Source organism: Peptoniphilaceae bacterium AMB_02, from assembly GCA_036321625.1.
GTDB lineage: Bacteria > Bacillota > Clostridia > Tissierellales > Peptoniphilaceae > Microaceticoccus > Microaceticoccus formicicus.
Map to the genome: position 1 here is coordinate 556,262 of CP143259.1, position 12,933 is coordinate 569,194.

The 12,933-nt window shown below is 32.7% G+C and carries 11 protein-coding genes; 8 read left to right on the forward strand and 3 right to left on the reverse strand.

Features of this window, described 5'->3' with window-relative positions; translation table 11 throughout:
• Nucleotides 1-20 precede the first annotated feature (20 nt).
• Nucleotides 21-1,730, reverse strand: coding sequence for an IS1634 family transposase (locus VZL98_02620; GenBank protein WVH63866.1), 1,710 nt, complete (start codon nt 1,728-1,730; stop codon nt 21-23).
• Nucleotides 1,731-2,165: 435 nt separating this feature from the next.
• On the opposite strand from VZL98_02620, the gene thrS reads away from it, so the two are divergent.
• Nucleotides 2,166-4,073, forward strand: coding sequence for a threonine--tRNA ligase (gene thrS, locus VZL98_02625; GenBank protein ID WVH63867.1), 1,908 nt, complete (start codon nt 2,166-2,168; stop codon nt 4,071-4,073).
• 48 nt (nt 4,074-4,121) lie between these two features.
• Here the strand turns inward: thrS and VZL98_02630 are convergent, their stop codons facing one another.
• Nucleotides 4,122-4,625, reverse strand: coding sequence for a type 1 glutamine amidotransferase domain-containing protein (locus VZL98_02630; protein WVH63868.1), 504 nt, complete (start codon nt 4,623-4,625; stop codon nt 4,122-4,124).
• A 627-nt stretch (nt 4,626-5,252) separates the two neighbouring features.
• Between VZL98_02630 and VZL98_02635 the strand changes: the two genes are divergently transcribed.
• The 5 genes from VZL98_02635 to VZL98_02655 all read left to right on the forward strand — a co-directional run bounded on the left by VZL98_02635 (nt 5,253) and on the right by VZL98_02655 (nt 10,261).
• Nucleotides 5,253-5,546: a LysO family transporter gene (locus VZL98_02635; protein WVH63869.1), complete on the forward strand. Its 294-nt coding sequence runs from the start codon at nt 5,253-5,255 to the stop codon at nt 5,544-5,546.
• The gene (locus tag VZL98_02640) at nt 5,539-6,123 is read left to right on the forward strand and encodes a lysine exporter LysO family protein (protein WVH63870.1); all 585 of its coding nucleotides are present in this window, start codon (nt 5,539-5,541) and stop codon (nt 6,121-6,123) included. The genes VZL98_02635 and VZL98_02640 overlap by 8 nt, the downstream gene beginning before the upstream one ends.
• Nucleotides 6,124-6,280: 157 nt before the next feature.
• The gene (locus VZL98_02645) at nt 6,281-7,060 is read left to right on the forward strand and encodes an ABC transporter ATP-binding protein (protein WVH63871.1); all 780 of its coding nucleotides are present in this window, start codon (nt 6,281-6,283) and stop codon (nt 7,058-7,060) included.
• Nucleotides 7,061-7,133: 73 nt separating this feature from the next.
• Nucleotides 7,134-8,669, forward strand: a complete 1,536-nt coding sequence (locus tag VZL98_02650) for a hypothetical protein (GenBank protein WVH63872.1) — start codon at nt 7,134-7,136, stop codon at nt 8,667-8,669.
• A 149-nt stretch (nt 8,670-8,818) separates the two neighbouring features.
• The gene (locus VZL98_02655) at nt 8,819-10,261 is read left to right on the forward strand and encodes an FAD/NAD(P)-binding protein (GenBank protein ID WVH63873.1); all 1,443 of its coding nucleotides are present in this window, start codon (nt 8,819-8,821) and stop codon (nt 10,259-10,261) included.
• Nucleotides 10,262-10,425: 164 nt separating this feature from the next.
• On the opposite strand, the gene asnA is transcribed toward VZL98_02655, so the two are convergent.
• Nucleotides 10,426-11,436: an aspartate--ammonia ligase gene (asnA, locus tag VZL98_02660; protein WVH63874.1), complete on the reverse strand. Its 1,011-nt coding sequence runs from the start codon at nt 11,434-11,436 to the stop codon at nt 10,426-10,428.
• A gap of 269 nt (nt 11,437-11,705) precedes the next feature.
• On the opposite strand from asnA, the gene VZL98_02665 reads away from it, so the two are divergent.
• Both VZL98_02665 and VZL98_02670 read left to right on the forward strand, forming a co-directional pair.
• The gene (locus VZL98_02665) at nt 11,706-12,179 is read left to right on the forward strand and encodes a methylated-DNA--[protein]-cysteine S-methyltransferase (GenBank protein ID WVH63875.1); all 474 of its coding nucleotides are present in this window, start codon (nt 11,706-11,708) and stop codon (nt 12,177-12,179) included.
• The gene (locus VZL98_02670) at nt 12,179-12,931 is read left to right on the forward strand and encodes a TSUP family transporter (protein WVH63876.1); all 753 of its coding nucleotides are present in this window, start codon (nt 12,179-12,181) and stop codon (nt 12,929-12,931) included. Before VZL98_02665 ends, VZL98_02670 begins: the two co-directional genes overlap by 1 nt.
• The last annotated feature ends 2 nt before the right edge of the window (nt 12,932-12,933 follow it).

A 12,933-nucleotide genomic window follows, 5' to 3' on the forward strand; every position in this document is an offset into this window, starting at 1 on the left:
TTTGACTTTTTCCTGTAGTTCTACAAACCCTTTTTTACACCCGAAATAAGGGAATCTATTTCTGCGACGGTTATAAATCTTTTCGAAAAATCAACTCCAACTGTTTGACCTAGTTTCTCAATTATCTCATTAAAACAATCGAACATATAGTAGTTTTCGTCTAAATGAGTTCCTGTAATTTCACGCATTTCTTCTATAGCCTTCTCAATGCTGATATTTGATCCATCTAAATCTTTTTCTAAAAGTCTTAGTAAAACCAAAGTCACAAAACATATTAGAAAATGAGATTCTATTCTGTCTTTTCTCGATAAATATACCGGTCTTGCTTCTAATTGAGACTTTGTAATTTTAAACGACTCTTCTATCTTCCACAATCCGTGATATGCTTGGACTATATCCATATCCTTCATATCTAGTTCACTGGTATTTATGATGTAGTATCCATCATACTTTTCTTCTTCTTTAATTTTTTGAATGTCTAAAAAATCATTCTTCTTAGTCTTTAATATTTCACCGGTTTCTAGATCAATGAACTCCTTCTTAATATACTTGTAAGCGCTGGAATTTGGTCTATCAATACCTTTCTCAATTAACTTTAATGTCTTAAGAATAGTTCTTTCTCTATCCATCCTAGACTTCTTAGCATATTTTTCTGAATAAAATACAACTTGTTTCTGATCTATAGGAACCTTTTTTCTTTTGTTATGAATATCTGTAACCCAAATATCTTGAGGCACAATCCTTGATTTAATTTTGAACTCATCTGAATTATCAGAATAACCAGTTTGATCTAAAACAAAATCTTTCAGTTCTCTTGACGCACCTCTAACAGACCCGGAAAATATATAGCCATTCCCTTTAATGATATTGTAAGCCATGTTTTCACCACTATTCATAGCCTTATCCGCAACAACAATGACCTTACCAAGATTAAAATGTTTTTTCAACTTATTCAATGAAGGCATGAGAGTGATACTATCATTTGTATTACCTTCAAAAAGTTCATAGGAGATAGGAATCCCTGAATTATCCATTAAAAGACCCATTTGAATAATAGGATTAGGTCTATGCTCTTTAGAAACACCTCTTTTTCTAAAATCATCCTCATAAGGAATCTCAAAATAGTAATTAGTAACATCATAGTAGACTTTAGAAAGATCTCTACCATAGTATTGAATAATATTTTGATGAATCCATAGAATTAAATCATCCTTGTAAGGATAAAACTTAGATAAAGCTCTATAGACATCGTGAAGACTAAAATCGAATTTAGTAAAAAAGGAATTGATATAGTCAAAAGAAGCCTTTTTAGATGATGGATATAGAGATCTAGTAAAAACAAGTAATTGGAATACATGGTTAAGCAAAAAATCAGTACCGGAAGTTTTTTGTCTATTATTCCAAAACTCATGAATTTTAAGATTGTGGTAGAAATGAGATAATACAACATATCCTAAGTTTTTTCGATTAACCACATTAGACTTAATTACCTCTTTAGAATCAAAAGTGAAACTAAGCGGCAGATTAGCTAATCTCTCTTCTTCCGTTAGTCTAGCAGCAACTTCTTCAAAATGAGCAATAGGATCTTCATATTGGTCTAATAAATCCTCTAAATACCCAACTTTCATAACAGATTTATTTCTAGATTTTTTAGTAACAGGGTCACGATAGCCTTTAATAATGGTGAGATAAGTCTTACCATTGGCTCTTTTATCCTTTTTAAGAAACATCCAAATCACCACGCTTTTTTATTTAATTATACCACAAATCCCAACATATAACAACCCCAAAAAGTATTAAATTTGACATAAAAAAATCGCTGCACACATTGCAACGTCTAAGATATATAGGTTTAAAATTTTAAATTAGGTGTCAAACAACAGAATACTTGATTTTTTAAAATAAAATTGATAGAATATGTTTAATGTTAGTTGTTTAGGGTATATAGAATTCATAAATTTAATATCGAGCTATGAAGGATCGAGTAATAAAAAAGGTACATACAGAGAGGATATGTTGGCTGAGATTTATCCATGAAAACCGTTTATGAAAACTAATCCGGAGCTGTTATTTTAATTAAGAAGCAACTAGGGTGGAACCACGAGCCTCTCGTCCCTACTAATTATAGTAGGATGGGGGGATTTTTTATTTTATAAGGAGGAAAAATGATAAAAGTTAAATTTCCGGATAATTCGGTAAAAGAATACGATGAAGGCGTACTATTAAGTGAGGTAGCTTCAGGTATTTCTGAGGGGCTTTTAAGAAACTCACTTGGAGCTGTAGTTAATGGAGAAATCAAAGGACTACAAGAACCTCTGAAGGAGGATTCAGAGGTAAGATTCGTGAATTTTGATGATGAAGAGGGTAGAGAGGTATTTAGGCATACTTCAGCGCACCTTATGGCACTGGCTGTAAAAAGACTATATCCTGATACTAAGTTTGCAATAGGACCTGCTATTAAAGATGGTTTTTACTATGATTTCGATACTGAGCACAGATTTGCACCTGAAGATCTTGAAAAAATAGAAGCGGAAATGAAAAATATAGTAAAAGAAAATCCTATTATGGAAAGATTTGAAATGTCAAGAGATGAAGCATTAAGATACTTCCAAGAAAAAGGAGAAGAATTCAAAGTAGATTTGATTGAAAATCTACCCGATGATGAAGATATATCTTTCTATAAACTTGGAGATTTTACTGACCTATGTAGAGGACCGCATCTATATGATTTGAAAAAAATCAAAGCTTTTAAACTTCTAAATATTGCCGGAGCATATTGGAGAGGCGACGAAAACAACAAGATGCTTCAAAGGATCTATGGAACTTCTTTTGAAAAGAAAAAACAATTGGATGAACATCTTGAAAGACTTGAAGAAGCTAAGAAAAGAGACCATAGGAAAATTGGTAAAGAAATGGATCTTTTCAGTTTCCATGATGAAGGACCGGGATTCCCGTTTTATCATCCGAATGGAATGGTGCTTAGGAATACACTGATTGATTGGTGGAGAAAAGTCTTAGAGAAAAATGGATATGGAGAAATTTTAACTCCATATATACTAAATGAAGCTCTATGGCATAGATCAGGTCACTGGGATCACTATCAGGACAATATGTATTTTACTCAAATAGATGGAGAAGACTATGCGGTAAAACCGATGAACTGTCCGGGTTCTATTATAGTATACAGTTCTAAACTCCATTCATATAGAGACCTACCTATTAGATTCTCAGAGTTTGGATTAGTTCATCGTCACGAACTCTCAGGAGCTCTTCATGGTTTGTTTAGAGTTAGAGCATTTACTCAAGATGATGCCCATGTATATTGTCTACCTGAACAGGTAAAAGATGAAGTATTCAAGATGATCGATTTAGCCGATTATCTATATTCTACTTTTGGATTTAAGTACGATGTAGAATTATCAACTAGACCGGATGATTTCATGGGAGATCCAAAGTCTTGGGATTATGCTGAGGAAAGTCTGGAAGCTGCATTAAAAGAAAGAGGAATTGAATACAGAATAAATGAAGGAGACGGAGCTTTCTATGGACCGAAGATAGACTTCCATCTTGAGGATGCCATAGGAAGAACCTGGCAATGTGGAACTATACAATTAGATTTCCAAATGCCTGAGAGATTTGAACTATACTATATCGATGAAAACAATGAGAAACAAAGACCGGTTATGCTTCACAGAGCTCTACTCGGATCACTTGAGAGATTTATCGGTAGTTTGGTAGAACACTATGCAGGCAAGTTCCCGGCTTGGTTAGCGCCAGTTCAAGTAAAAATTCTTCCTATATCAGACAAGTATAACGAGTATGCACTTAAAGTAAAAGATATGCTCATGGATGAGGATATTAGGGTAGAAGTTGATACCAGAGCTGAGAAGATAGGATTTAAGATTAGAGCAGCTCAAATGGAAAAGGTACCATATAGCTTGATTATAGGAGAGAAAGAGGCCGAATCAAATACAGTATCCGTTCGTAAACGTGATATTGGAGATGAAGGATCGCTGGGTACTGAAGAATTCATCGTGAAGATTAAAGAAGAGATAAAAAATAAAATAAACTAATAATTAAGAGCCTTATTTGGTCCAAATAAGGCTCTTTTAAAATGTAAATTAATCGATTTTCTCAATAAAAGCTTTTACGACGGCAGGTAAATCGGCAGGGGTTCTACCGGTTATTAAGTGATCTGAAACTACTACTTCTCTGTCCACATAGTTTGCACCTGCATTTATTAAATCATCCTTTATGCTATAGAAGGATGTGATTTCTTTTCCCTTTATATCACAAGCGCTTGCCATTAACCAAGGTCCATGACAGATTGCGGCGATGGGCTTCTTAGCTTTGTCAAACTCTCTAACAAGGTTTACCGTTTGTTCACATCTTCTCATAAAGTCGGGTGAAAATCCACCAGGTATGAAGATTCCGTCATAATCTTCAACTTTGACCTCTGCAGATGATAGTGTAGATTTGAAACTTACACCAGACTTTGATTTGTAAACCTCATCTCTATTTGATCCCACCAGCTCTACTTCATAGTTCTCTCTAAATCTATGGTAGGGATAGATAAGTTCCTGTTCGTCAAATTGATTTTCTATCAGTATTATGATTTTTTTCAAGTCTGTTCTCCTTTCAGATAATTGTTGACATAAAAAAAGGTTCTAATTGAACCAATCTAGTAAAATAGTGGTTATGACAACTAAAACGGTTTAATGTTATTTTTAATAATGTTTTTTCTCCTTAAACTTGATTTTATTTTGAAACTTTTTCTTAAATCTTTTTATTAAGCTATTTTACTTCTATTAAACTTCTTTGAAGTTTTAAATCAAGAAACTATTTTATTCTTCTTAACTGTCTATATTAAATATATTAAATATAAAATATATATATAAAGGGTTTTAACCTCTTTTTCTTTATCCGCTTTAGTTGTCAAGGTCCACTTAACACGATTTCTCGTGGTATTATATATATACCACAGAAATCATTGTTCAAACATAAAATTTACAAAAATTATAAAATAACTTGGATAATATTATAAAATTACATAAACGCTGTAAAATCAATAAGCTCTTTGATATTATAAGTTTAAATATTGTCAGTGTTTAACATTGTATGAAAATGACATCTCATGATATAATGATTTAAATTAGAGAATTTATAATGATTAAATCATAAGTTTGGTTCAAATGGACTTTATTCAATTCATAAAAAGTGAATCGTTTTATTAATGGCAAGGAGGCGAAATCATGTTAAAATACTTAATATTTTTTTTGATAGGTGGAATAGTTGGACGTGTTTTTAAGCTGAAAGATGCAAAAATGAAAAAAGTCCAGATTCTGCAGTCGTTGTCAGTATTGTTAATCCTTTTTATTATGGGAATTAATCTTGGTAAAAACAAAGAACTATTTTCCAATATAGGAAAAATTGGCTTTAGATCTGCCGCCTTTGCTATTTCTTCAATACTTATAAGCATATTATTTGTTTACATATATGAGAAATACGTCTATAAAAGAAGAAAGGGGGAAGGAGCAAATGATTAGTATTATTATCTCCATAGTTCTAGGAATTCTATTAGGTAGATATTCAGGTTTACCGTTTACATATACCAGTGAGTTTATACAAATCGGTCTATACTTATTATTGTTTTTCGTAGGTCTAGATATCGGACGAAGTGATGATTTGTTAAGAATATTTAGAAGGATGGGATCCGAAGCTGTTATAGTGCCATTGTTGATAATAGTAGGAAGTATATTTGGTGGTATATTGGCGGGTTTTGTCTTTGGATATAATTGGAATGAAGGTGCAGCGCTTGGTTCAGGAATGGGATGGTATTCACTTTCAGGAGTGATAATTGAACCATATTCGACTGAATTATCAGCAATTGCATTTTTAAGTAATATATTCAGAGAGGTTATAGCAATTGCTACGGTACCAATCATTGCTTCAAAAATAGGCTTTCTTCCATCTATTGCAGCACCAGCAGCAGGTGCAATGGACACGGTATTGCCGATAATATCAAAAGCCACTGATCAAACTACGACGATTATTGCATTTTTTACGGGGACCATACTTTCATTTTCAATCCCAATTTTAGTAAAATTTTTTATAGCATTATAGATTATTTTTTAGTGAGAACCAGAACAATTTCGTTTTGGTTTTTTTATTTGAATTATTTTGAGAGAATAAGAAAATAATAAAGTTTCAAAAAAATTCGTTCTAATGTGATATATTTAGTACATTATAAATTGAATTTTATATATAAGGAGGAATAGTAATGAATCCTATTATTAATATTGAAAACCTAAGAAAATCTTACGATGATGTTGAGGTCCTTAAGGGAATTAATCTTAAGGTCTATCCGGGGGAAATAATAGGCTATATCGGGCCAAATGGAGCAGGGAAATCAACTACTATTAAAATACTCTTGGGTTTGATAGATGATTATAGTGGAAATATAGAGATATGCGGAAGTAAAATAGGTTCAGATGAATTTGTATATAAAAAACATCTTGGATATGTTCCGGAGAAGGCAATGCTTTATGAAAATCTGACATGTAGTGAATACTTCAGTTTTATTGGAGCTATGTATGGTATCGATGAAGAATTAATTGAAGCAAAGGCCAGAAAAATGGCAGAAGTATTCGGAATAAAAGAGAGTTTTGATAATAGAATCAATATTTTCTCAAAGGGCTCAAAGCAAAAAATTATGATTATTTCTGCACTGATGCACAACCCAGATATTTATTTTTTGGATGAGCCATTAAGTGGCATGGATGCAAACTCTGCTTTGATAGTCAAAGAGTTACTTAATGAATTAACCAAGATGGGAAAGACCATATTTTATTCTTCTCATATTATGGAAGTCGTAGAAAAGCTAAGCTCAAGAATTGTACTTATTAATGATGGAGAAATAGTTATTGACGCCAATGCAGAAGAGGTTAGAAAAAACAAGGATGTGGGTCTGGAAGGTATATTTGCTGAAGTCACCGGTTTTGAAAACTCGAAAGAAATAGCTAAAAATCTCGTAAAGGTGATGGAATATGTTCACTATTAGATTATTTTTTTTAGATTTATTTAGTTGGATATATAAAGCAATTGGAGTTGATTATAAATTATTCAGACGAATTATGGAGCTAAAGTTCAGACTGGACGAGCGAGTTGATTATAGGGCATTTGATGGCAATAAGAATAGATTTGCATCATATACAGGCTATCTGTTTACTAATTTAATGACAGGAATTTTAATGTCTATATTCTTATGGTATAAACCACTCGTAGAAGCCTTGATGCTTTGTTTCACTATAATAATTACAATAATAGTTGCTCAAACCTTAACTGATTTTGAAAGGGCATTTTTCGATACGAAGGATACAATGATGCTAAAAGCACTTCCGGTAGACTCCAAGACTCTAAATGCAGCTAAAATAACCCATATTATAAACTATACATTCTTTATATCAATTTCATTAGCGATTCCTATTATGGTGACAGGATATTTGAAATACGGTATAGAATTTGTGTTCTTAATGCTTGGATGCTCAATACTTGCAGCCATTTTTTCAGTATGTATTGCACTATTGATTTACCTAGTTCTTTTCAAGTTTATAAATGCCGATGTTTTGAAATACTTAATAACTTATATCCAAGCTGTCATAGTTGCTGTTTTACCATCATTATCTCAAATTTTGATAAGGTTAGAGAGTTTAAATATAGGGATGAGTAAAGATTTTAAGCTCATTCACTTATTTCTTCCTCAGATTTGGTTTACAGCGCCCTTTGGGATTTTTTATAATGAATTTACAGATTATATGTTTTACTTGCCGGCTTTAATGGGGATAGTTTTACCATTAGTTCTTTTTGTTATAACTATAATAAATTATGCCAATATTGAGAATGTGATTTTAAAACTAAATAGATCCCAGATTGCCAATACGAGAGTAGGATTATTCAGTAAATTAGGGAACTTTGTTTCTAAACCGGGGCTTGAGAGAGCTTCTTATAGATTTACACTGGATATGATAAGAACTGACAGGATTGCTATAAATGAGGTATTGCCCAATACACTTACAACTATAGCACTCTGCATGGTATTATTAATTGGGATAGAGGCAGGTACAGGAGATTTCAATAATTACTTCTATTTCATATACTGGTTTACCCTTGCAAATCTTTTACAAGGCTTTTATAATATTTCTTATTCAGAAAACTATGAGGCATCGTGGATATTCGATATGCTTGGATATCGTGATAAGGTAAATGTAGCTAAAGGTGTAACCAAGGCATTTATGATAAAATATATTGCCGTCCCGCATATCGTCATCACAATTATTTTAATGGCTTATTTTAAGGTGAATTTAGTAAAACTTTTTTTGATACAGTTTCTTTTTATGTTGATATTATCACCTTTAATATACACTGCCTCAGTTATTAAACCATTTTCATGTGACAAATCCAAACCAGCTGCCACTTCATTAGGAAGTTTGGGGACTCTAATTTTGGTAGTTACAGTACTGGGTTTTTCAGGTTACTTTATTCATAGGTATATTGATTTTAATGACAATTATTATTACTTTATAGGAATATTGATCGTATTAACCATATTTTTATGGAAATACGGAATAAGTTTAATGCTTAAAAGCAAAGAGAAAAAACCGTCTAATTAGATGGTTTTTTTCTTGTCAATGATTTAGTAAAAACTCAGTAATATAATTCTATTTAATAAATAATGTTAATCCATAAGTATTATCTATTGGATAATTAAAGTGGGTTAAAATATAATTGTATATGAAGTATAAATTAAGGATGTGATAATTTGGAAAGAATAGCAATAATTGGAATGGGGACTAGCGGAATGGCAGTTGCAGCAGCATATGCCAAGGAAACAAATCCTGGTGATTATACAATTGATTGTTATGACAGTAAAGACAGTTTCGGTAAGGGTTACCCGTATAGAGATGATTCACAAGAAATCATATTGAATTTAAAATCAGGTAAAATAAGTTATGATTATCAAGATAATGAGGATCTGATTAATTGGCATAAAGAAAAGGGACTTACCGTTAATGAATATACGTCGAGATCGACTTTTGGTGAATATACTTTAGATAGACTTAATGAGACAATTGATAAGATTAAAGCCAATAAAATATATGAGAGAATCAGTTCTGTTCAGTATCTACCTGAAACTAAAACATGGGAGATAAGAACAGAATCGGGAAGCAATATTGAGTACGATAGAGTTCATTTGTGTTGTGGTGAATTAGGTCAGCATGATGTTTATAAACTGGGTGGCAGTCCGGGATACTATAATGAAGTTTATCCTTGCGAGCTAAAACTGGCTGATATAGAATCAGATCAGTCTGTATGCATTATAGGGGCAGGACTGACCGCTGTGGATGTGGCAATTTATCTGCTTACAAAAAGGAATGTTCAGAAGCTGTATATGTTCTCCAGGACTAATATGGTGCCGACGGTTAGAGTTGATCCCGTTCAAATAAATATTAAGCATATCAATTTGGATATAGTAGAATCAATAATTAAAAAAGGCAATGGAATAATAAAATTTGAAGAATTTGATGAATTGTTTGAAAAGGAATTAGTATACCAAAATATAAATTATACCGAGTTCTTAAAAAATCATATGCAAGGAGGAATAGAGGGATTAAAAAGGAATATAGCTGAGCCAGATGATTTGGCTGTCGTCCAAGCACTACTCCCTCCGTTAAATATGGTGTTTAATAGAGTTTGGGATTCCATGACCAATGAGGATAGATTTAATTTTAGAAGCAAATATCATCCTTTCATGTGTTTAAATAGAAGCCCGCTTCCTCAGCCATCAGCTGAAATTCTCATTGATGCAGTGGAAGTAGGAAGACTTAAGTTCATTGAAGGTGTTGATTTTGTAGAGTATGGATGTGGAGTATTCGATATTATTAAAAAAAGTACAGACACTGATGAAGTATTGGCTCAATCAGACTTAGTTGTAAATGCAACAGGTTTGGATATGTACATGACAGATATAGAGAAACAAAATCCATTACTTGCTCAAATGCTAAATAAAAGGTATATTGCTATTGATAAATATGGAGGATTAATTTTAAGACCTGAAGATCAAACTTCGATATCACCAAGGTATGGTAGTTTGGAAAATCTTCATATACATGGAGTACTTGCTTCTGGAGTTCAATACAGAAATAACTCGACCATGATGATTCAGACCATGGCTCATAAGTTGATAAAAAAACTATATGCATGAAAAAAGTAATTATATAATTGTTTGAACCAATTCCCGGGTATGTCGACCCTAACCTGTTTTTGTGACCTCTACTTAGTTACAGGGTCGACTTACCAACAAGTATTAAAAAATATTTAGGATTCAAAAAGTAAAGGTAACTCAAAATTTAGAGTTACCATGTTTTTTTATAGTAAGTGAATTCCGGCATTTTCACATGCACGCATCATAGTCTCAGGCCAAATACTAGCTTGAACTTCACCGATATGTGCTTTTTGCATAAATAACATACACATTCTGGATTGTCCGATTCCTCCACCAATTGTAAGAGGGAGTTTACCGTCTGCGAGCATAGAATGATATTCCAGTTCCAGTCTTCTCATCTCATTTTTTTCTTTTAATTGCCTTATAAGAGAACTTGGATCTACTCTAATTCCCATTGAACTCATTTCTAAACCTGAATCCAGTATAGGGTTATATATTATTATGTCTCCGTTTAGATTCCAGTCATCGTAGTCGGGAGCCCTTCCGTCATGCGGTTTACCACTAGATAACTTATGACCTATCTGAGATACGAAGATTGCTCCTTTTTCTTTCACGTATGCATTTTCTCTTTCTTCAGATGTAAGGTTCGGGTATAAATCATACAATTCCTGGGATGTAATAAAGGATATTTCAGGTGGTAAAAAGTGACTGTATTGCGGATAGTGGTATGCAATGAAATCATCGGTTTGAACGAAAACCCCATAGATTTTCTTTACGACCATTTCCAAATATTCCATTGTTCTCATATCTTTGGTGATTACTTTTTCCCAATCCCATTGGTCTACATAGTATGAGTGAGTATTATCGCATATTTCATCACGTCTTATGGCATTCATATCTGCATATAGTCCCGTATTCGGCTTAAAGTCATATTTTAATAGAGCCATTCTCTTCCATTTAGCTAGTGATTGCACAATTTCCAGTTCAGAATCCTGTTCTTCCAATGTATTAAATGAAACAGGTCTTTCAACTCCACTAAGATTATCGTTTAAACCTGAAGACCTTTTTACAAAAAGAGGTGCAGAAACCCTACTAAGGTTTAGTGCATAAGCTAAATTTGTTTGAAAAAAGTCCTTTATTTCTTTTATTGCCTTTTGTGTTTTTACTACGTCCAGACTACTTTTATAGCCATCCGGTATTATTAATCTTTCCATCATAACTCCTTTCCCGGGTAAAGCTCAATAAAAACTATCTATAAAAATGTTAATAAAATTAATTTTTTTCATCATAAAAAATAATATAATTGCATTTTTTATCAGCTTTAAGACCGTAGCTTAATTATACACAATTCAATCAATAAAAGTAAAGCAGTAATATAATGTGTTATTCAAATTAATGTTATATAATAGTGAATAAGAAGATAAAATATATTGAATTATTATATTGTATACTTGAGTATTTAAACAAAGGTAAAGGAGTAAGTATGAATTACTATATATATGAAAATTATTTAGGGAAGTTTTATATTTTAGAAATGGATGGTTTTATCACCGGACTGTCTACAGATGAGAAAGATATTCCGAGTGACTCTAAAGAGTATCTATCGGAACCGATTAAAGACTGCATAGCAGAATTAGAAATGTACTTTAAAGGAGAGTTAAAGCGTTTTACTGTACCGATTGTTTATAATGGAACTAAATTTCAGGAGAGTGTTTGGAATGCATTATTAAATATTCCTTATGGTGAGACTAGGTCTTATCAAGAGGTCGCGGAAGAGGTTGGCTCTGAAAAAGCTGTGCGTGCAGTAGGCGGAGCTAATAATAAAAACCCATTGATGATTTTAATACCATGTCATAGGGTAATCGGCAAAGATGGTAGTCTTGTCGGATTTGGTGGGGGCTTAGAATTAAAGAGTGAACTACTCAATCTTGAATCGTTAAATAAAGGAGAAAAATGATGAATATTAATTGGATGATACTATTTCCCGGTGCATTTATGGCAGCTTTTGTTGACGCTATTGCCGGCGGTGGAGGAATAATAAGCATACCGGCATTTATAATGTCTGGTTTTCCTATGCATTATGCTCTAGGGACAAATAAATTCGGTATGAGCACAGGTACTTTTATTAGTACATGGAGGTTTTATAAAAATGGTAAGGTTGATTTTGATTTTTTAAAGTATTTGATTCCATGTTCATTGATAGGTTCAGTTTTAGGGGTTTTATTAGTACTAAGACTGGATGCTGAGTTTTTAAAACCGATGATTATGGTCTTATTGATAGTAGTAGGAATATATTCGTTTTTTTCAAAATCGCAAGGTCTGGTCAATGAATATGAAAAAATAGATAGACAAGGAATATTCAAAGGAATGTTATTTGCACTTTGTCTGGGTTTTTATGACGGATTTTTTGGACCGGGCACCGGATCTTTTATTATTTTTGGCTTGGTAAAACTGTTTAAATTCGATTATGTAAGTGCCAGTGGAAATTCCAAAGTGCTAAATTTAACGAGCAATTTTGCAGCACTCGTCACATTTGCCATCAATGGAAAGATTGCTTATCTTTGGGCAATACCAACTGCTCTGATTATGATGCTCGGAGGGTATTTAGGCTCAGGGATTGCGATAAAAGGGGGAGCAAAATTCATCAAGCCTGTATTTGTAACAATGGCATTAATCGCAGCAATAAAAATGCTGATTGAGAGTTTCTAATC